Source organism: Spirillospora sp. NPDC048819, assembly GCF_040650055.1.
Classification (GTDB): Bacteria; Actinomycetota; Actinomycetes; order Streptosporangiales; family Streptosporangiaceae; genus Spirillospora.
Map to the genome: position 1 here is coordinate 84,899 of NZ_JBEZGN010000009.1, position 17,769 is coordinate 102,667.

General features: G+C 67.4%; 23 protein-coding genes. 12 read left to right on the forward strand and 11 right to left on the reverse strand.

Annotated elements, in window-relative coordinates; genetic code table 11:
- Positions 1-120: 120 nt before the first annotated feature.
- Together AB0C35_RS15295 and AB0C35_RS15300 are read left to right on the forward strand one after the other, a co-directional pair.
- Entirely contained in the window at positions 121-1,272 is a 1,152-nt protein-coding gene (locus AB0C35_RS15295; RefSeq protein WP_358455337.1) for an acyltransferase family protein, read from the forward strand.
- A 133-nt stretch (positions 1,273-1,405) separates the two neighbouring features.
- The gene (locus tag AB0C35_RS15300; RefSeq protein ID WP_358455340.1) at positions 1,406-1,687 is read left to right on the forward strand and encodes a DUF3303 family protein; all 282 of its coding nucleotides are present in this window, start codon (positions 1,406-1,408) and stop codon (positions 1,685-1,687) included.
- A gap of 41 nt (positions 1,688-1,728) precedes the next feature.
- Here AB0C35_RS15300 and AB0C35_RS15305 read toward each other — a convergent pair whose 3' ends face one another.
- Positions 1,729-2,361 (reverse strand): TetR/AcrR family transcriptional regulator, encoded by a 633-nt coding sequence (locus AB0C35_RS15305; protein ID WP_358455343.1) that lies wholly within the window; start codon positions 2,359-2,361, stop codon positions 1,729-1,731.
- A 241-nt stretch (positions 2,362-2,602) separates the two neighbouring features.
- Between AB0C35_RS15305 and AB0C35_RS15310 the strand changes: the two genes are divergently transcribed.
- Positions 2,603-3,259, forward strand: a complete 657-nt coding sequence (locus AB0C35_RS15310; RefSeq protein WP_358455346.1) for an SDR family NAD(P)-dependent oxidoreductase — start codon at positions 2,603-2,605, stop codon at positions 3,257-3,259.
- 28 nt (positions 3,260-3,287) lie between these two features.
- Here AB0C35_RS15310 and AB0C35_RS15315 read toward each other — a convergent pair whose 3' ends face one another.
- Positions 3,288-4,433, reverse strand: a complete 1,146-nt coding sequence (locus AB0C35_RS15315) for a nucleotide disphospho-sugar-binding domain-containing protein (RefSeq protein WP_358455348.1) — start codon at positions 4,431-4,433, stop codon at positions 3,288-3,290.
- A 3-nt stretch (positions 4,434-4,436) separates the two neighbouring features.
- A complete protein-coding gene (locus AB0C35_RS15320; protein ID WP_358455350.1) occupies positions 4,437-5,024 on the reverse strand; it encodes a TetR/AcrR family transcriptional regulator in 588 nt (195 codons plus the stop codon).
- Positions 5,025-5,094: 70 nt separating this feature from the next.
- On the opposite strand from AB0C35_RS15320, the gene AB0C35_RS15325 reads away from it, so the two are divergent.
- Together AB0C35_RS15325 and AB0C35_RS15330 are read left to right on the forward strand one after the other, a co-directional pair.
- On the forward strand, positions 5,095-5,766 hold the full coding sequence (locus AB0C35_RS15325; protein WP_358455353.1) for a hypothetical protein: 672 nt from the start codon (positions 5,095-5,097) through the stop codon (positions 5,764-5,766).
- Positions 5,767-5,856: 90 nt separating this feature from the next.
- On the forward strand, positions 5,857-6,306 hold the full coding sequence (locus AB0C35_RS15330; RefSeq protein WP_358455355.1) for a hypothetical protein: 450 nt from the start codon (positions 5,857-5,859) through the stop codon (positions 6,304-6,306).
- 39 nt (positions 6,307-6,345) lie between these two features.
- On the opposite strand, the gene sigJ is transcribed toward AB0C35_RS15330, so the two are convergent.
- Entirely contained in the window at positions 6,346-7,284 is a 939-nt protein-coding gene (gene sigJ, locus AB0C35_RS15335; RefSeq protein ID WP_358455358.1) for an RNA polymerase sigma factor SigJ, read from the reverse strand.
- Between the two features lie 169 nt (positions 7,285-7,453).
- Here sigJ and AB0C35_RS15340 point away from each other — a divergent pair, with 169 nt between their 5' ends.
- Entirely contained in the window at positions 7,454-8,071 is a 618-nt protein-coding gene (locus tag AB0C35_RS15340) for an LUD domain-containing protein (protein WP_358455360.1), read from the forward strand.
- A 77-nt stretch (positions 8,072-8,148) separates the two neighbouring features.
- On the opposite strand, the gene AB0C35_RS15345 is transcribed toward AB0C35_RS15340, so the two are convergent.
- Positions 8,149-8,511, reverse strand: coding sequence for a hypothetical protein (locus tag AB0C35_RS15345; protein ID WP_358455363.1), 363 nt, complete (start codon positions 8,509-8,511; stop codon positions 8,149-8,151).
- A gap of 410 nt (positions 8,512-8,921) precedes the next feature.
- On the opposite strand from AB0C35_RS15345, the gene AB0C35_RS15350 reads away from it, so the two are divergent.
- From AB0C35_RS15350 to crcB, 3 genes are read left to right on the forward strand one after another with little or no spacing between them, the layout of a single operon-like run.
- Positions 8,922-9,443 (forward strand): CrcB family protein, encoded by a 522-nt coding sequence (locus AB0C35_RS15350; protein WP_358455366.1) that lies wholly within the window; start codon positions 8,922-8,924, stop codon positions 9,441-9,443.
- Positions 9,440-9,796 (forward strand): DUF190 domain-containing protein, encoded by a 357-nt coding sequence (locus AB0C35_RS15355; RefSeq protein WP_358455369.1) that lies wholly within the window; start codon positions 9,440-9,442, stop codon positions 9,794-9,796. Before AB0C35_RS15350 ends, AB0C35_RS15355 begins: the two co-directional genes overlap by 4 nt.
- A 2-nt stretch (positions 9,797-9,798) precedes the next feature.
- The gene (gene crcB / locus AB0C35_RS15360; protein WP_358455696.1) at positions 9,799-10,167 is read left to right on the forward strand and encodes a fluoride efflux transporter CrcB; all 369 of its coding nucleotides are present in this window, start codon (positions 9,799-9,801) and stop codon (positions 10,165-10,167) included.
- Between the two features lie 93 nt (positions 10,168-10,260).
- On the opposite strand, the gene AB0C35_RS15365 is transcribed toward crcB, so the two are convergent.
- From AB0C35_RS15365 to AB0C35_RS15385, 5 genes are all read right to left on the reverse strand, one after another.
- Positions 10,261-11,658 (reverse strand): cation:proton antiporter, encoded by a 1,398-nt coding sequence (locus AB0C35_RS15365; protein WP_358455372.1) that lies wholly within the window; start codon positions 11,656-11,658, stop codon positions 10,261-10,263.
- A 158-nt stretch (positions 11,659-11,816) separates the two neighbouring features.
- On the reverse strand, positions 11,817-12,194 hold the full coding sequence (locus AB0C35_RS15370; RefSeq protein ID WP_358455375.1) for a DUF190 domain-containing protein: 378 nt from the start codon (positions 12,192-12,194) through the stop codon (positions 11,817-11,819).
- A gap of 501 nt (positions 12,195-12,695) precedes the next feature.
- A complete protein-coding gene (locus AB0C35_RS15375) occupies positions 12,696-12,962 on the reverse strand; it encodes a DUF397 domain-containing protein (protein WP_358455698.1) in 267 nt (88 codons plus the stop codon).
- 284 nt (positions 12,963-13,246) lie between these two features.
- Positions 13,247-13,432: a DUF397 domain-containing protein gene (locus AB0C35_RS15380; protein WP_358455378.1), complete on the reverse strand. Its 186-nt coding sequence runs from the start codon at positions 13,430-13,432 to the stop codon at positions 13,247-13,249.
- Positions 13,423-14,217 (reverse strand): helix-turn-helix transcriptional regulator, encoded by a 795-nt coding sequence (locus AB0C35_RS15385; protein WP_358455381.1) that lies wholly within the window; start codon positions 14,215-14,217, stop codon positions 13,423-13,425. Before AB0C35_RS15385 ends, AB0C35_RS15380 begins: the two co-directional genes overlap by 10 nt.
- A gap of 199 nt (positions 14,218-14,416) precedes the next feature.
- On the opposite strand from AB0C35_RS15385, the gene AB0C35_RS15390 reads away from it, so the two are divergent.
- Both AB0C35_RS15390 and AB0C35_RS15395 read left to right on the forward strand, forming a co-directional pair.
- On the forward strand, positions 14,417-14,815 hold the full coding sequence (locus AB0C35_RS15390) for an ATP-binding protein (protein WP_358455384.1): 399 nt from the start codon (positions 14,417-14,419) through the stop codon (positions 14,813-14,815).
- The gene (locus AB0C35_RS15395) at positions 14,794-15,171 is read left to right on the forward strand and encodes a hypothetical protein (protein WP_358455386.1); all 378 of its coding nucleotides are present in this window, start codon (positions 14,794-14,796) and stop codon (positions 15,169-15,171) included. The genes AB0C35_RS15390 and AB0C35_RS15395 overlap by 22 nt, the downstream gene beginning before the upstream one ends.
- Positions 15,172-15,330: 159 nt before the next feature.
- Here the strand turns inward: AB0C35_RS15395 and AB0C35_RS15400 are convergent, their stop codons facing one another.
- Positions 15,331-16,623 carry a serine hydrolase domain-containing protein gene (locus tag AB0C35_RS15400; RefSeq protein ID WP_358455388.1) on the reverse strand — a complete coding sequence of 431 codons (1,293 nt, stop codon included), beginning with the start codon at positions 16,621-16,623 and terminating at the stop codon, positions 15,331-15,333.
- Between the two features lie 143 nt (positions 16,624-16,766).
- Between AB0C35_RS15400 and AB0C35_RS15405 the strand changes: the two genes are divergently transcribed.
- The gene (locus AB0C35_RS15405) at positions 16,767-17,435 is read left to right on the forward strand and encodes a hypothetical protein (protein WP_358455391.1); all 669 of its coding nucleotides are present in this window, start codon (positions 16,767-16,769) and stop codon (positions 17,433-17,435) included.
- The last annotated feature ends 334 nt before the right edge of the window (positions 17,436-17,769 follow it).

Sequence of the window (17,769 nt, forward strand, 5' to 3'; positions counted from 1 at the left end):
CCGACCGCCGGGAGGTGTGACGGCCGCCACAATAAATGCGGGTGCGGGATAACTTCGGATGCGAGCGTCGCCGCCCGGGACCATCCATTTGCCGTCCCATGGCACACTATGTTTATGTTCGTGAGGTCGGTCGAGATCGCGGAAAACCAGAAGACCCGGGATCCCTTCTTTGATAACGCGCGGTTCCTCGCGGTGGTCCTGGTCGTCATCGGGCACACGGTGACCCTGCTTCCGCCGACCAATGCGACACACCCGGCGGTGCTGCTGCTCCAGACCTTCCGGATGCCATTGCTGATCATCGTCACCGGCCACCTGGCCCGCAACTTCGTCTTCAGCGACGAGAAGGTGCGCGGTCTGATCACCCGGATCGCACTGCCGTACGTGATCTTCGAAACGTTCTACTCGCTCTACGCCTGGCACACGGGTGTCGCGGCATTCAATTTGCAGTTCCTCATGCCGACCTATCTGATGTGGTTTCTGATGTCGGTGTTCATTTGGCGCCTGACCGTGCCGTTCTGGCGGAACGTCCGGTGGCCTCTGGCGATCGCCGTGGCGCTCACCGTCATCTCCTACACCCACGCGATGCCGCACGAACTCACGCTCCGCCGCCTGTTCTCCCTCCTTCCCTTCTTCGTCCTGGGAGTGTGTTTGGAGCGAAAGCACTTCCAAATCCTGAAGAAACCTTCAATGGCCGCCGCAGGTGTCGTGGTATTGGCCGGTGGCGCCACTTTCTACTACACCGGCGGTCGGTACGTCCCCGAGTACTGGACCTACTGGGACCGGGGCTACGCATGGCTGGACGTCGGGCTGTTCCCGGGTGTGTTCATCCACGTGGGCGTACTGCTGCTCGCCACGGCCCTCGCCGCCGCAGTGCTGACCCTCGTACCCCGCCGGCAGACCTGGTTCACCGCATTCGGCACCAAGACCATGTACGCCTACCTGCTGCACGGCTTCGGCACGATGACGATCGTCTACACCGGCCTGCACCAGACCGCCTTCATGCAGACCACTCCCGGGATGCTGATCAGCGTCACCGGGGCCGCTGTGGTGGCCACCCTGCTGTGCACCCCGCCGGTCACCAAGGTCACCCGCCGCCTCATCGAGCCGAAGGCGACCTGGCTGTTCCCCGCCAATGCCATGCCCTCCGGCCCTTCGACAGCGCAACCAGTGGACCTGACCAGGCCGGACGCGAATTCCTCTCCCGCTGGTGGCCCCCCGAGCGATGCTGTTCCGGACGAAGCGGAACGACGGTCCGTCTATTCACCGTCGTAGCCGCGGACACGAACGGGTGATCGGCTGTTTACGCAGAGCACCGGGGGAAGGGTGCTCGGCAGAACGCCGGGTTCCAGCAGGCGCGGACGGGGCCGCGCCGGCCCGGATGGACGGGGGAAGCATTATGAGAGTCATGCTGAGGGCAAAAATGGACACCCAGGCTGCCAATGAGGTGCTCAAGAACGGCAGGCTGGCGGAGGTCATGGAGTCTCTGCTGCAACAGCTCAGTCCCGAGGCGGCCTACTTCGGCCCCACCGAGGGTGGACGGTCCTGCACCATCGTCTTCGACATGCAGGACAGTTCAACGCTGCCGAGCATCGCCGAGCCCCTGTTCCAGGAACTGGGCGCGAAAATCGAAATCCAACCGGTGATGAATGTAGAGGACATGCGGAAGGGCCTCGCCGCCCTGCGCTAGGCCGAACCGGACTCGGCTCGCCCGCACGACCTTCGCCGGGGTCATACCGAGGCGTTGATCATGGTCGCGTCGAGCGGGGGCGGGGCCTGGGGGACGAGGAGGCGCTCCATCAGGACGTGCAGGTGCGCCCGGAAGGATTCGACGGCCGCCGGGTCGTCGGCCTTCCTCATCCCCCGGGAGCGGTTGAAGAGTCCCGACCCCAGGAAGCCGTGCACGCACCAGACCATGGTGCCGAGCAGGTAGTAGGTGTCGACGTCCGGGGGCACCACGTCCCTGATCCTGCGGGCGACGAGTCTGAAGAGGGGCCGCACGTAGCGGTCCTCGAGCTCGGAGATGTCGGCGGCGTCGGCGACCGAGCGCTGTGCCCAGAGCGCGCGGTTCTGCGGGTTCGCCACGTGGAAATCCAGGTAGCCGTCCACGATGTCGTGGACGGCCGACCGCCCGGGGCCGGCCCGCGCCACGGACGCCTCCAACATCGCCCGTTCCGCTTCGAAAGCCTGCTCCATGACCTCCCTGTAGAGGGCGCACTTGTCCCCGGCGACCTCGATGATCGCCGAGGTGTCCACGCCGAGGGAGTCGGAGATGAGCTGGAGAGACGTACCGTCGTAGCCGAGCTCCCCGAACAACCTGGTGGCGCAGTCGATGACGCGCTGATGTGCGATGACGTTCGGCATTCCGTCACGCTACGCGGAAACCAGTGGGACAGAACATGCCTTTAGCGGAGAATGCGTTCAAATCGGGGCAAATTTTGGATCGAGCCAGGGTAAGCCTTGTGCGCTGCGCCGTTTAAAGCCTCTGCGGCCTGGGTCGATGCGGACGAGACCGGCCAGGCGTCCACCCCCTGGGCCCCTCACCAGGGCAGACTCTCAGGTACCGGTTCACGGGCCGGATCGATGGTTGAGGAGAGTTCACGGTATGACCACGCCCGTCTGCGTCGTCCTCGGCGCCGGTCCCGGTCTGGGACTCGCCGTCGCCCGCCGCTTCGCCGTCGAGGGGTATTTCGCGGTGCTGGCCGCGCGAAAGGCCGAGCAGGCCGAGTCCTTGGCCGCGCCCCTCCTGGACGAGGGGCACGGCGCAGAAGGCGTGGGCGTGGACCTAAACGATCCGGAGGACGTCTCCGGCGTGATCCGCGGAATCGGAGAACGCCACGGCCGGATCGACGTCCTGCACTTCAATCCCAGCGCGTGGCGCGAGAAGGATCCGCTGCACCTCAGCGTCCCCGAACTGCTCGAGGACGTCGCCCTGGGGGCCGGCGCCCTGCTCCCCGCCGTCCAGGCGGCGCGGCCGTTCCTGCCGTCCGGTGCCCGTCTGCTGGTCACCGGGTCCGCCGCGGCGGACGCACCGTGGCATGGCGCCGCGTCGCTGGGCGTCCAGAAGGCGGCCGTGCGGAACCTCGTCACGAGCCTGGACGCGACGCTGGCGCCGGACGGGATCCGCGCGGTCGCGGTCCAGGTCAACGGCCTGCTCGGCAAGGACGGGCCGTTCTCACCGGCTCCCATCGCGGACGCCATGTGGCAGGCCGTCAGCAGGCCCGACGCCACGTGGACGCCGCACGTCCCCTACGACGGCTGAGCCTCGCCCGGCCCATTCTCGCGGTGCGTCACCTCACGGCCAGGAGGCCGGTGAGCCGCGACGCGATTCCCTCCGTCCCGGGGGCGGCCTTGATCACCTCGGCGAGGCGGCGGGCGTTGTCGCGGTAAGCGGCGTCGCCGAGCACGGTGCTGACGGCTCCCGCGATGTCGGACGGTGTCGCGGCGTCGCCGTCGAGGACGATCCCGGCGCCGAGTTCGGCGAGCCGGTGGGCCAGCGCGGGCTGGTCGGCCGCCAAGTTGGGCAGGCAGACCATGGGGACGCCGTGGGACAAGGCCGCGGCGACGGTCCCGTGGCCCGCGTGGCTGATCATGACGGACGCTTCGGGCAGGACGGCATGGTGCGGCACATACGGCGCCAGCGACACATCAGGCGAGCCGGGCATGGGGTCGACGGTGAACACGCCGGTGGTGATCAGCACGCGGTACCGGCCGTCCGACAGGGCGTCCCGGGTACGTCGGATGCGGCTGGTCTGGTCCCATGCCTGCCCTGTGGAGAAGCTCGCGACCACGAGCGGGCGGTGGTCGCCGGTGGCCCACGGCGACGTCCACTGCGGCTTTCGGGGCGGCTCGAACACCGGTCCCACGAACGCGAATCCGTCCGGGAGGCCGCCGTCGTACGGGTCGAGGTCCGGGACGCTGGTGACGAGCGCGGTGAAGGGCCGCCAGGCGTCCCACAGCGTGGGCAACGGCGTGAGGCCGGCGCGGGCCCGCACCGCGTTGACCTGCGGCAGAGCGAGATGATCGAGACCTCCGCCTGGTGGCGCCATGGCGCCGGGGGCGCTGTGCACCAGTGCCACGGCCGGGATCCCGGCGGTTTCCGCCGCGGCCAGCGCGGCGAACATCAAGCAGTCGATCACCAGCAGGTCGTAGCGCTCACCGGCCATGAGGCCGGGGATGTCCTCCAGGTGCGCCGGGCATGCCCAGACCGCGTCGACCAGCGCCGGCATCCAGTCGTCCGGCGGTGTCGACGGCCAGGCGTGCTGGGCACGCGGCAAGGCAAGGAACTCGAACCCGAGCAGTTCGAACCGGTCGCGCTGCTCGGGGTATCCGGCGACGGTGATGTCGTGGCCGCGGGCCGCCAGCGCGGCCGCGAGACCGAACACCGGCGTCTGGTTGCCCGCTCCGCCCCAGGAGACGAACAGGAAACGAGCCATAGGTCACTCCACCCCCAGTACTGAGCTGATCATCATGTGCATGGTCGCCTCGGCCTCCTCGCGGGGCCGCCGCATGTCCCGGCGGAGCAGTTTCCACGTGTAGACGTCGCAGATGCAGACCAGAGCGTCGATCACCTGGTCCCGGCGGGCGCCGTCGAACCGCGCCAACTGCGGCGCCAGCGCCGTCTCGACCCGCTCACGGTGCTTCTCGCGGCCGATCCGCACGACCGGGGCGACCGCGGGATCGTGTTCGTCGGCCAGGTTGGCGATCACCACATCGCCGAACTCCTCGTAGTGGTCGAACCACGTCCGCACCGCCTCGGCGACGTCGCCGGGCTCGGCCTGTTCGAAGTTCCGCCGCATCTCGGTGATCACTTCGTCCATCGCGACCTGGAACAGCCGGGACTTGGACCCGAACACCCGCAGCACCGTCTGCACCGTCACCCCGGCCTGTGCAGCGATGTCGTCCAGCCGGATGTCCGACCGCAACCGCCCTTTCAGGTGCGTCACCGCCGCCGCCAGGATCGCCCGCCGATTGCGCTCGGCGCGCTCCGCGCGCACCCGCATCGTGTAGGGCCTTGGCGAATTCATGTTAATCACACTAACGTGAAAATTCGCGCCGATGCCAGGCGACGCGAGACAGGATCAAAGGAAGGTGGCCATGTCACACCCCCCTCCCGCCCAGCCGACCATGCCGTTCAGCGGCCTGGTCCTGACGCTCGGCATCGCCGCGCTGCTGATCGGCACGCTGATCGCGACGTTCTCCACCAACGGCCGGACGCCCGGACTCGTCATCCTCGGGATCGGCGCCGCGCTCACCGTGCCCAGCTACCTGCTGGTGCGCCGGGCCTGGAACCGGACGGTGTACCGCGTGACGCGACGCCGGTCGCCGGGCCTGCTGCTCGCGGCCATCGGCGTGACCGCCGCGATCGTCGCCGGGGCGTACCTGTTCGTCATCGTCCTGGACGAGGTCCTGGGGGTGCGCGTGCCCGCGGTCGCGCTGATCGTGCCCGGCGGACTGCTGGTCCTGCGGTACTACCTGGAGATGCGCACGGCCCTTCAGGTCAATGCCCGAGGCGTCAAGCTAGGCGGCGTCCCGACGCTGTGGCGGTCGGTCGACCGCCTCGTGCTCAGCAAGGGCGCAGCCGCCGTCACGATCGAGGTACGCCGCCGCGCTGACGCGCCGGCACAAGACCATGAACCGGTCCCGGTGGAGATACCGGCCCGGAAAGTCGTCCCCGCCGACCTGGTGACCGCGGTGCGGCGGTTCGGCCCCGCCGACGTCCGGGTCGTCCGGCGGCAGGGCACCGCCGAGCAGCAACTGTCGCCCTGACCCCCGGCCGCCCTGATGGTTCATCGATGGGATCAGATCCCGACAAAGCCCGCTCGCCCGAACAAACTTCGGCCATCGGCCCTGTGGTACTTGGCCGGATTGCTGCCGCTGGCCATCGGCATCGCCGCGTCCGTCGCGATCGGCATGATGGCCGGTGTCGCCCCCGAGCCGGTGGAGACCTTTCGCACAGGCGAGCGCGTTGACGTCGACCTGGCCGAAGAGGGCTTGACGGTCCTTTTCGGCAAGGGATGGAAAGCGGGCGTCAGCGTTCGCTGCTCGGTGCACGACGCGGACGGCGAACGGGTCCCGCTGACCTACGGCAACACCACGCAGGAAGTCACTTTCCAGGGGACGGAGTGGTATCCCGCCTACGAGACTCGGACCCGCAGCCACCTGGCCGGTACACCGTGTTGTGCGACGCCGACGGCAACGACGTCGAGGTGGCCGTGGCACCCAGCCGGGAGCGCGGCCAGGGAATGCTCTTCGACATGCTCCAATACGTCGCGCTCCTTGCCGGACTCGCGGTCTCGATGGTCGTGACGATGCTGATCTTCGTCCTGCGGCAGCGGAGCAAACGCTTCAATCCGTCGTCCAGCGGCGCAGTTTCTCGGGGTTGAGCACCACCCAGATGTGTTTGATCCGGTCGCCCGCGACCTCGAACGCGAACACCGTCACGGTGACGCCGTCCTGCCGAGCCTTCAGACCGGGCTGACCGTTGACCGTGGTTTCCAGGAGCGTCATGTTGCCGGGCCTCCGGCGGGCGAGTTCGACCCAGGCGCGCGCGATCTGCTCACCGCCTTCGATGGGGTCCAGGAAGGTGGTGGCGAGGCCGCCGCCGTCGGCGGTCGCCGTGGCGTCGGGGTCGAGCAGGCCGATGAGGGCGTCGATGTCCTTGGCCTCCCACGCCTGCTTGAAGTCCCTGACGATGCCGGCGCGCTGGGCCACCGGAGTCGCGGAAGGCTGCGAGGCCCGGACGCGGCGGCGGGCCGAGGAGGCCAGCCGGCGGCACGCCGCCGGAGTACGGCCGACGATCTCGGCAACTTCGGCAAAGGAGTACCGGAAGACGTCGTGCAGGATGAACGCGACGCGCTCGGCCGGGGTCATCGATTCGAGCACGACCAGGAAGGCCAGGTTGACCGACTCGTCCAGGGTGACCCGGTCGGCCGGGTCGGCGGCCGCACCGCCCGTCCGCCCGCTGATCCACTCCGTACGTGCGGGCAGCGGCTCGGGGATCCATTCGCCCACGTAGGTCTCTCGTCGGACCCGTGCCGAGCTGAGCACGTTGAGGCAAATGCGGCTGGCGACCGTCGTCAGCCAGGCGCCGGGGACCTCGATGGCGTCCCGCTGCTGCCGGGACATGGCGTACCAGCGGGTGTACGTCTCCTGGACGGCGTCCTCGGCCTCGGCCAGGGAGCCCAGAAGCCGGTACGCGAGATTGATCAGCTGACTCCGCTCGCTCATGATCGCGTCCAGGCCCGGATCGGCCCGGCCCTGCCCTGGCCCGGATTGGCTGGTCATGGTGCGGCGGCTCCCTCGGTCGCATGTGCCCTCACCAGTTCGACAAGACAGCGCACTGAAACGTGCGGCCGATGCGTCGCCTCACATTCCGGGGGGCTGTGTTGTCGAACCGCTGAGACGGACACATCATCCAGCGAACAGGAAGCTCAGAGACGTCATGACTACCCCAATGCCGACGACACCGTTCACCGACCCGGCGCCCGCGCAGCCCCTGGAGCGGGCGGCCACCGCCCTGACCGCACACGGTTTCACCGTGGAAATCCTCGACGACGCCGCCGCCGCGCGCACCCGCGTCAAAGAGCTGATACCTGAAGGCGCCGGCGTATTCACCGGGGCCAGCGAAACCCTCCGCCTGTCCGGCATCGATGAGGACATCAACGCCAGCGGGCGGTACCAGGCCATCAAGCCACGCGTCCTGGCCATGGACCGCGCCACCCAAATGGACGAGATCCGGCGGCTGCTCGCCGGCCCCGACGTCGTCGTGGGAAGCGTCGCCGCGGTCACCGAAACCGGCTCCATCGTGGCCGCCTCGGGCAGCGGAACCCAAATACCCGGCTACTCCGGCGGCGCCGCCCGCGCCATCTGGATCGTCGGGGCGCAGAAGGTGGTACCCGACCTGAGCACCGCGCTGCGCCGCGTCGAAGAGCACTGCCTCCCGCTGGAAAGCGCCCGAACCCAGGCGGTCCACGGATGGCCCAGCGCCATCAACCGCCTTCTCATCCTCAACGCGGAACCCCACCCGGGCCGCGGCACCGTCCTACTACTCCGAGAAGCCATCGGCTTCTAAACCACGCGAACGGCCGGCTCCCCGCCAAGGCGCACACTCCAGTACCCGCAACAAGGTCCTTCTCAGGCCCGAGTCGGTCAGTCGGTCGCCTGTGCGGGGAGCCTGGCGATGACGCGCTTGACGCCGATGACGGTTCGGTACCGGTCCCGTGCCGCAAATTCGTCCATTGACCACACAGCCGGATACCCGACTTCAGAACTGAGATGAAGAACCTGGTCATCGCCACCCCAGACGCCGACATGAGCACCCCAGGCATCGTTGGCGGCGTTGAAGAGGATCAGGTCCAGCGGCCGGGCGACCGACACGCATGTCGTCTTCTCCGCGTCGGCCCACAACTCACTTGAACGCAGCGGAGGCGCATCGAGCCCGAAGTACCTGAGCACCTCATACGCGAACAACTGGCAGTTGGCGCCACCGGCGATACCGGGTTCTTCAGCCACGGCCCGTGACCCCGGATACCGGGCTCCGACATACTTGACACCCCAGAATTGGGATGGAAGCCGTGCCAGCACCACACTCACCACCCAAGAGTTCTCGTTCCCGCCGGCCACTTGCCGGTCACCATGGCGCAGATCCGCTACGTCCAAGGCGACGCGACCTCCCCCAGGCCAAAGGACCTATGATCATCGCGCAGATCCCGTCCCTTCGGCCCAGAACGGGCTCCCGGCGCGCCGGAGAAGGATACGCGGCACCGGTACACTTGGGCAGGTTCCTGTCTCCTGGGACTGCGGTGGTGGGGCCCACCGCCTCCGCTCGCGAGCGGAGTAACCGCGGCGCTCGCCTTTAAGGCGGGTCAGCTAGCCGACAACGGTCCCTGCCGATGACATCGTCATCTCGGTAGGAGGCACCCATGCCCGACAGCAACGCCCATGGCGCATCCCACGCGGTTGATTCCAATGTTGATCCGCGTGTCCCCCAACAGCGGTTCAGATTGCGCGAGCAATTGCGGCGTGCCCCGTGGGCGACCTTGGCAGCCATCTCGGCCGGTGGTGTGCTCGGGGCCTTGGCCCGCTATGGCATCGGCGTGGCGTACCCCCGCCCGCCCAGCGCGTTCGGGTGGGCGACCTTGACCATCAACGTGTCCGGATGCCTGCTGATCGGGATGCTGATGGCAGCGATCATCGAGCTGTGGCAGCCGCACCTCCTCGTGCGCCCCTTCCTGGGAGTCGGAGTGCTCGGCGGCTTCACCACCTTCTCCACCTACATCGTCGATGCCCAGCAGGCCGTGGAGGCGGGCGCGCCGCGTACCGCGCTGGCGTATCTGGCGGCCACCCTGGTGGGGGCCTTGGCGGCGGTGTACGCGGGGGCCGAGTTGACGAGGCTCCTGGCCCGTGCACGGACCCATCACGGCGACGACGGAGGACACCGATGAAACTGGAAGGCTCCGCGCTGCGGTTGACGATCTTCGTCGGGGAGAGCGACACCTGGCACCACAAACCGCTGTACCACGAGATCGTGCACCGCGCCCACCGCGCCGGGCTGGCCGGCGCCAGCGTGATCCGCGGCATCGAAGGCTACGGCGCCTCCAGCCGCATCCACACCACCCGGATCTTGTCGCTGTCGGAGGATCTTCCCTTGGCCATCGTCATCATCGACGCCGAGGACAAGATCCGCGCGTTCCTGCCGCAACTGGACGAGCTGGTCACCAAAGGCCTGGTCATGATCGACCCCGTCGAGGTGATCCGCCACGCCGGCCGCCACGGCCCCGGGCAGGACACGCGGTGAGCGTGCCGACCGTGCTACTGGTCGCGCTCGGGGCGGCGGTGGGCGCGCCGCTGCGGTACCTGGCCGACCGGATGGTGCAGGCACGCCACGACAGCGTGTTCCCCTGGGGCACGTTCACCGTCAACGTCACCGGGTCGGGACTGCTGGGCTTGCTGGCCGCTCTGCCCGCCGGTCACGGCGTCATGGCGCTGGCCGGCACCGGGTTCTGCGGTGCGCTGACGACCTACTCCACTTTCGGGTACGAGACGTTGCGCCTGGCCGAGGACGGCGCCCGCACCTACGCCCTGCTCAACGCAGTCGCCTCGGTGGTGGCCGGATTGGGCGCCGCCTACTGCGGCATGGCCCTCGCCCAGGCCTTCGAGACATCGTGACCATCCCGCCCTGACAGCCCTGTCGGCAAGAGCCACGGACCCCGTCCACGAGTCCAGTCCACTGGCCAACTCTCGCCGGCTGACCGGCGGCGCTCACCGCACCGTCTCCGGCACCGCCTCTCCCTGGACGACGCCTTCTGACACCTGCGGCACGCCCGGTTCGGGTGAGGTGAACGTGTTGTCCCGGGCCTGTGTCCGCCGCAGCCACACACCGGCGAGCTGCGATGTGAAGATGGACAGCAGCACCATCGCGACGAAGAACGTGGCGTTGATGACGCCTGCGGCGAAGGTCACCGAGGCCAGCACGATGCCGGGGCCGCCGCGGGCGTTCATGGCCACCGCGAAATCGGTCGACCACGCCGGGCTGTTGCCGGCCAGCCGAGCTCCCGCCCACACGCCGCCGAACTTGACCAGGCAGGCCACGACGAACAGCCAGGCGAAGAACACCAAATCCAGGTTGTGCACCACGTCGAGGCGGAATCCGACGAGCGCGAAGTAGATCGGGACGAAGAAGGCCAAGGAGAATCCCCGCAGTGGGCCGAGCCCCGGCGACGCCGCAGAGGGCCCTGCCGCCACCCCCGTCGGCACGTCCATGCTCTCCGTCCTCGCCTCGGCCATGGCGATGCCGGCCAGCAGGGCACCGAAGATCGGGTCGATGCCCAGCCCCATGCAGCACAGGCACAGCGCGAACAGGAACAGCAGCCGCAGCGCCACCGGGCTGCGCCGCTCCAGCACGCCCAGCAGATGGTGCGACAGCCACCGGAACAGCGCCCGTCCCGCAGCGAGGAAGACCGCGAAGAACAGCACCGACGCGGCCACGTAATAGGCCACGTACCACCCGATTCCCTCGGCTCCGATCAGTGCGGGCAGGCCGTGGGTCGAGTCGGCCTGAACATTGGCGAGGCCGAGGATCACCGCTAGGACCACGTACAGCAGGATGTCCTCGATCACGGCGACGGTGAGGACCGTGCGGGCGAACAGGGTGTCCATGATGCCCAGGTCCATCATGATCCGGGAGATGACCGGGATGCTGGTCACCGCGATCGCCAACCCCAGCACCAGAGAGATCGTGGCGGCCGAGCCGTGCGGCCCGGCCAGCGCGCCGGGGTCTATTACCTGAGCGATGGCCAGGCCGCCGGCGAAGGGGATCACCAGTCCCAGCACGCTCGTGTAGGCGACGGTCCGGCGCGCGGCGCCCTCGTCGCCCGGTCGCATCTCCAACCCCGCCAGGAACACCATCAGGATCGTGCCGAGCTGGTAGACCACGCCCAGCATGTGCCCAGTCGGGGTGCCTGTCGGGGCGAGCCATCCGCTGACCGACGGGGCGACCAGGGCAAGGACGCTGGGGCCGAGGAGCAGTCCGCCGGCGATCTCGCCGATCACCGGGGGCTGGCGCAGCTTGACGAACAGGGCCGCGCCGAGGTGAGCGGCCGACAGGAAGATCGCCAGCACGGTCAGGATCCGGGCTACTTCGCCGACTTCCAGGGACATGGCTTACCTCCGGTGGAGGGCAGGCGTTGTCCACCGCTACGGGTGAGACTCGACTAGTGCACCCTGAGAAACTACGCTATGTAATTATGATCTAACAGTGCGTGAAGGGGAGCTTGAACAGAACTTTGACGAGACTCCGTGTCGAGGTGCTTGATGTTTCACTCGATCAGAGAACGCGACCGGCCGAGTTCTGGTGTTCGTCCGCGGGTGCACCGGTAGACCTGGACCTGATCCAGGGTGACCAGTCCCTCGCTGACTAGTTCGTCGACCTCTGGAAGGAATTCGTGGATTTTCTCCTCGGTATCGACTATGACGATCGCGACCGGCAGATCGCTGCTGAGCGAGAAAAGCCGGGGGGTGCGGATCCGCGCGGAGGCGCCGAAGCCCTCCAGGCCACGGAACACGCTCGCCCCGGCCAGTCCCCTCCGGTGCGCCCGGCGCACGATCTCGCAGTACACCGGCCGGCGACGGTATTGGTCGGTCTGCAGAACAAAGATCGTCAATCGGACGGCCAAGTCGTACTCGGTGGTTCGCACACTGTTCTCCCGCTGTCGAAGGGCAGGGACCTTCGACGGAGTCGACGTCACGATTGACGGCGGGGCCCACCACCACGCATTTCCATGGCCAGGATAACTCACCCGCCGTATCCAGAAAATCAATAATGTGAGATGTCGGCACATTTCAACAGCGTGACACAATTACATTTCCGGCGATGCCACCAAGAAGGACATCGCGGCAGCATCCCTTGACGGCCGAGCCATAATCAGCCGACTATCCCTGGACCCGCTGGACCGTGACGGCGTGTTCACCCTCGACAGCGCCAGGCGGCTGAGCGGGGGAGTCCCACGATCACCACCGTGTACACCGTCACCAGCCTGACCGCCGAACACGCCCAGCCCGCCCCACTCGCCGTGCACATCCGCGGCCATTGGCGGCTGGAAGCCCTGCACCACAGCCATCGGCTGGACCAACCACGCCCTTCAACTACTCGGGCTCGCGATATGAAAACGCATCAGCCCTGCAGAGAAAGTCCCTACTTAAAAATCCTTGAGGATCTCCGCGAAGCACCGAAAGTCGTCACGACTCATGATGAGTTTGGAACCTTCCGGGTCCTTGCTATCGCGGACGAAAATGGCATTATGAGCATGCGCGATCTCGACACACTGGTCTCCGTCTTCATGGCTCTTGGACGCCTTGCGCCAGGCCGAACTGCTGGGCGCGACCGGGGCGGCATTCATCATCCGCGGATCCGAACGGCTTGGCATCAATCTGTCTCCGTTCCCCAAGCCCGTGGAGGGCAGCATGCTGGGCAAGACGGCATCCTCGCTCTCGTCCGGCACCCGATCTACACCGGCCTCGTTATCGTCACGTTCAGCTGGAGCCTGCTGTGGCGCACTCTCGCCGATCACCCCTTCGTCTATTGATCCGGCACCGCCCTCAAACGCCAATCCGAGCGAGCTCGGAGGTGCCGCAGGCGCCCGCTTGCGGCCCGGCTCCCCGCAGCCACCGCCGACCTTCGCCCTGACGCCCTTGCGGCCGGCCCATCGAGGCAACTCCTCCTGTGTGTGTCCGCAGAGAAAGTTTCTACTCAGAGATCCTTGAGGGTCTCAGCGAAGCGCCGAAAGTCGTCACGACTCATGATGAGTTTCGGGCCACCCGGATCCTTACTGTCACGCACTGCGACAAAATTTGAAGCGAAGGCCAACTCTACGCAGTTGGAGCCGTCTTCTTTGCTTCGAGACGACTTGTGCCACACCGCTCTGCTTACGTCCATCTTTCCTCAACAACCTTCCTGATGAGCGCCCGTGTATCCCGCACGTTCAACGCCTCTCCCTGCAACATAACAAATGTCTCGCTCACCAGCGCCACGTGCCTCGGGCTGGTCGTAGTCTCGCCACCGTATGCATTGTCGGTGTACACGACCTGACGCTGGTCGGGGAGCGTGGCGATAACAAAGGGAGTCCATACGTTGCGTATGTAGCAAATCGGCGCTATTTGCAAGTTGATCTTGTCTCTCTGGGAAAGCTCGATGAGATGCTCTAGCTGCTCCTTCATCGTCTCCTTGCCTCCCACTTCGCGATAGAGGACGGTCTCGTCCATGACGACCGAGACGGTGGGGCAAGGGTTGTGACGTAGGATCTCCTGTCGCCTCATTCGGTTCTTTAGAGCGTCGTCGTCACCCAAAAGTACGCGAGCGTACGCCTCCGTTTGAAACAATCCGTAAACTATTCGCTCCTCAAAAGCACGGAGCATGCTCGCGGACTGCTCGGCCTTCGGGAAGTTGGCGAAGAACTCGGGGTACTTGTCGGACTTGATGGATTCTAGTAGCTCGTCCCACGCCTCGACGATGGTGGTGCCGGACTTGAGCGCCCGGTCCAGCCGCAGGGCGAAGTCCCGGCGACAGCGCGTCCGACCGGACTCGATCTGTGTGATGTAACTGCGCGTCACGTTAACCAGGTCAGCGAGTTCTTGTTGGTTGAGTCCTGCGGCCTTGCGGAGACGCCTGACCTCCGCGCCGAAGCTCAGGAACTCGGGCTTCACCCTATTGCGCATCGACATGACGTCTCCCGGCTGACGGTATGACTAGGGCAGTGATCGTTAGTCTTCTGTTAGTACATATGTAGTTCCCAGATATCGTAATCGGCCTCATGGCTGGATGGTGTTCGTTCGACAACACAGCGTGATATCGGGCGGGATCTTCCGTTTTGCGTGAAGGGCCCGCTTGAGGTCAGCCGCCATTCAGACAGGGGGTTCACCGATGCCAGCAGTACTGCTCGTGCCCGAGGCGCCGGCGCTTGTTCTGGAGCCGACCGAGCGGGCGCCCGCGCGGGCGCGTCGGTACCTGACCGAGCGGTTCGCCGAGCTCGGGCACGCCGATGACTACATCGGCCGTCTCGTGGTCACCGAGCTGGTCACCAACAGCTACCGGCACGTGGGGTTCGGGCACATCGTGGTCCGGATCCTGCCCGACCCGGCCGAGTCCCTCACCCTCATCGAGGTCTGGGATCAGGGCCCGGGGCTGCCCGTCGTCGGGTCCGAGGACCACGACGCCATCGGCGGGCGCGGCCTTCTTCTCATGGCTCAGCTCGTCCACGACTGGGGCGTCCGCCCGCTCAACGAGGAAGGAAAGATCACATGGGCTCGCTGCGTCCGCTGACCGCCTGGACCCGGCGCTGCACGCTGCGGTGGCGCACCCGGCACGGACGCGCCACCGCGATCCGCTACCTGGACCTGCTCGCCGTCGCCGTCCAGGCCAAGGGCTACAAGTGCGTCAAGCTCTACCAGGCCGACGACCTGCCCACCCGTTCGCCGGTCCTGTGGGTGTTCGCGTTCAGCCCGGCCGACCACGTCCGCGTCGCCATCACCGCCCGCGCCATCACCGGCGGCGACTGGGCCTACCACCGGGCCGGACGCGGCAGGCACGGCTACCTCGCGCCGTGCGGCGACACCAAGTACGCCGCCGACCAGGTCGACGGGCTGCTCAAGCACCGCATGTACCCCGCCACCTGGTAGCCGCCGTGAACATCCACCACCCCGGCACCCCGCACGACTCCACCCGCACGCCGCCGGCGTCTCTTCCTGCCGACCGCCTGGAACGGGACCTCGACATCGATCGCGCCCTCGACGAACTGCGCCGCGCCTTCCCCGGCCTGTGCATCTGGCACGGCGAGTTCAGGCTTCGACTCGTCCGGCCGTGCGCATGTCGGCCCGGCCCGTGTGCAGGTAGCGCGCGCGGCCCTCGCCGTCGTCTCCCAGAAACGCGACTGGGCCGTGGCCGGGCTCCGCGGGCAGCAGGGAGTTCCCCCGCCAGCCGAGCAGCTCCGTCCGGTACGACTCGTCGCCGGCGTCCGCGGCGAGGCCCAGGGGGACATGCTCAAGCCACAGCCGTCCCCGTTCGTCCCCGCTCACCGTGGTCTCGCTCGTGCTCGACAGGTAGACGCCCGCGCAGCGCCCGGCGTCCGGGCGCACCGCGGGATCCGGGACGGGCTCAGCGGGCGACTCGACGACCTTGCCGAGGATCTCCTTCATCAGCGGCTTGCGGTCGCCGCCGTTGGTGAAGACCGCCACGGACACGTCGCGGCCGGGGTCGACGCGCAGGACGGCCGACTGCCCGATGGTGTTGCCGTTGTGGCCGAACACCGGGCCGCCCGGCAGGTCGTAGAGCTCCCAGCCGAGGCCCCAGGCCGTCCCCCAGCCGATGTCCGGCAGGACGACCTGCGGCTCCCGCATGGCCCGCAGCCCCTCGTCGGCGAGATGCGCCCGGGCGAAGGCGAGCAGGTCGCGCGGGGTCATGGCGAGCATCGACCCGGCGGGTGCGTTCGAACGCGCCATCGCCCAGACCGGAACGGGCCTCCCGTTGAGGTGCCCCACCGCCGCGCGATGGAGGATCGCCTCGTACGGATCGTTCGCCGCGTGCGTCATGCCCAGGGGCGTGAACAGGTGGTCCCGCATGCAGCGGTCGAACGGCTCGCCCCGCACGACCTCGACGATCCGACCGAGCACGCTGTAGCCCGCGTTGTTGTAGGAGAACATCTCCCCGGGCTCGAAGATCTGCGGCACGTCGGCCAGCAGTTCCACGTACCTTTCCAGGCAGTCGTCCCCCTTGCCCGTGTCGGTGAAGACGTCCCCCTCGAACCCGGCTGTGTGGCACAGCAGTTGCCGGACGGTCGCCTTCCGGAACCCGGGAAGGTAGCTGTCCACCGGGGCGTCGAGCTCCACCAGCCCCTCCGCGACGAGCCCCATCACCAGCGTCGCCGTCAGCACCTTGGTGACCGACCCGATCTGGAACACCGAGTCGACCGTCGCCTCCACCCCCGTCGCCGTGCTCAGCACCCCCGCCGCCGCCTCGACCACCCGCTCCCCGGCGCCGACGGCGACCGCGACCCCCGGCACCCCGTGCTCCTCCGCCAGCCCGGGCAGCCGCTCCCGCAGCCACCCCTCGACCTCACCGATCCCCATTTTCATCCGCCCCACCGTAGACGGCGTACCGTACTGGTGGGCTCGCGTATTCAACTATCGCGTGCGGGCCTGTCCGACTCTGGAGCGCTACTGATCGTGACGTCTGGCAGGGCGAGGTTGATGTCAGAGGAATCCGATTGGATGAGCCCGTGACCGTCTATGACGTAGCCCGAAAGCTTCCCACCATCGGTGACCTGCGGGACCTGTGCCGCTCACTTGCGATGCTCGACGCGATCCTGAGCCCGGACTGGGAAAGCCGGTACTACTCCTTCGACGTCGCTTGGGCTGAAGGCGAGGAGATGGCCTCGATGCGCAACGGGTCGGGAGACGAGTACTCCATCGTGTTCTCGGCGGCCGGGGTCTATGTCCGCGGCTTCTGCCACGAATCGCCGATGAGCCCATATGGCCATGACTGGGAGCCTTGGCCGGGAGTGATCGACGAGGTTCCCGATGTCTTCAAGCCCTTCGTCGAAGAGCCGGCGTTCACCGACGAGGACGGCGTGCCCGCCGTGACGGCCTGCCTGTGGCGGGAGGCGGAGGACGATCAGTGGCACCATGGCACGATCGACTTCCCCTCGGGGGATGCCGACCCTGATGGGACGACGGGTCTGTTCCAGCTACTGGTCGACCGCTCACCAAAAGCGTTTCAGCGGTTCGCCGAGGACTATTACGAGGTCTCTGTGGATCTGAAAGCGGTGAGTGACGTGTATGCCTTGAGGCCGCTGGACCCGGAACTCGTGTCGTCGTTGAACGCAGAGGTAACCCTGGCGGACCTGGCCCAAGACATCTCCGAAATTGGTTATCCGCAGGCCCGCTGAGAGCCTATCCGTCTGCTCACCAGCACGTTCTTGCTAATGGGCCTTCGATCTGTGAGGCGTGTCCCGGCTGATTGCGGCGCATTTTCAGCGAGGCCAGCCCGCTCCTGAGCTTGTCCATCGCAACCGGCAGGTCGAACAGCGGAACCAGCGCGGGGCGGATGTGGCCGGTGCCTTCGCCGCGCCACCGGGACGGAGCCGGGGAAGGGCACGGTCCTGGCCGCATCCCGCGCAGGCGCCCCGTGTGCGGACGGCGCGGTCTGAGCAGGTCCGGCAGACGAGTCCGTCCGGCCAAGTACTGGGGCCTCGTGCGGGCAGCGGCCCCAGTGGCCAGTAC

Bases quoted from the DNA above. Each gene is read 5' to 3' on its own strand.
- AB0C35_RS15395 (WP_358455386.1), top strand. From the start codon at position 14,794: ATGGGCTCGCTGCGTCCGCTGACCGCCTGGACCCGGCGCTGCACGCTG.
- AB0C35_RS15355 (WP_358455369.1), top strand. From the start codon at position 9,440: ATGAAACTGGAAGGCTCCGCGCTGCGGTTGACGATCTTCGTCGGGGAG.
- AB0C35_RS15350 (WP_358455366.1), top strand. From the start codon at position 8,922: ATGCCCGACAGCAACGCCCATGGCGCATCCCACGCGGTTGATTCCAAT.
- AB0C35_RS15310 (WP_358455346.1), top strand. From the start codon at position 2,603: ATGACCACGCCCGTCTGCGTCGTCCTCGGCGCCGGTCCCGGTCTGGGA.
- AB0C35_RS15300 (WP_358455340.1), top strand. From the start codon at position 1,406: ATGCTGAGGGCAAAAATGGACACCCAGGCTGCCAATGAGGTGCTCAAG.
- AB0C35_RS15375 (WP_358455698.1), bottom strand. From the start codon at position 12,962: ATGCTGCCCTCCACGGGCTTGGGGAACGGAGACAGATTGATGCCAAGC.
- AB0C35_RS15380 (WP_358455378.1), bottom strand. From the start codon at position 13,432: ATGGACGTAAGCAGAGCGGTGTGGCACAAGTCGTCTCGAAGCAAAGAA.
- AB0C35_RS15385 (WP_358455381.1), bottom strand. From the start codon at position 14,217: ATGTCGATGCGCAATAGGGTGAAGCCCGAGTTCCTGAGCTTCGGCGCG.
- AB0C35_RS15390 (WP_358455384.1), top strand. From the start codon at position 14,417: ATGCCAGCAGTACTGCTCGTGCCCGAGGCGCCGGCGCTTGTTCTGGAG.
- AB0C35_RS15400 (WP_358455388.1), bottom strand. From the start codon at position 16,623: ATGAAAATGGGGATCGGTGAGGTCGAGGGGTGGCTGCGGGAGCGGCTG.
- AB0C35_RS15325 (WP_358455353.1), top strand. From the start codon at position 5,095: ATGTCACACCCCCCTCCCGCCCAGCCGACCATGCCGTTCAGCGGCCTG.
- sigJ (WP_358455358.1), bottom strand. From the start codon at position 7,284: ATGACCAGCCAATCCGGGCCAGGGCAGGGCCGGGCCGATCCGGGCCTG.
- AB0C35_RS15340 (WP_358455360.1), top strand. From the start codon at position 7,454: ATGCCGACGACACCGTTCACCGACCCGGCGCCCGCGCAGCCCCTGGAG.
- AB0C35_RS15315 (WP_358455348.1), bottom strand. From the start codon at position 4,433: ATGGCTCGTTTCCTGTTCGTCTCCTGGGGCGGAGCGGGCAACCAGACG.
- AB0C35_RS15320 (WP_358455350.1), bottom strand. From the start codon at position 5,024: ATGAATTCGCCAAGGCCCTACACGATGCGGGTGCGCGCGGAGCGCGCC.
- AB0C35_RS15305 (WP_358455343.1), bottom strand. From the start codon at position 2,361: ATGCCGAACGTCATCGCACATCAGCGCGTCATCGACTGCGCCACCAGG.
- AB0C35_RS15365 (WP_358455372.1), bottom strand. From the start codon at position 11,658: ATGTCCCTGGAAGTCGGCGAAGTAGCCCGGATCCTGACCGTGCTGGCG.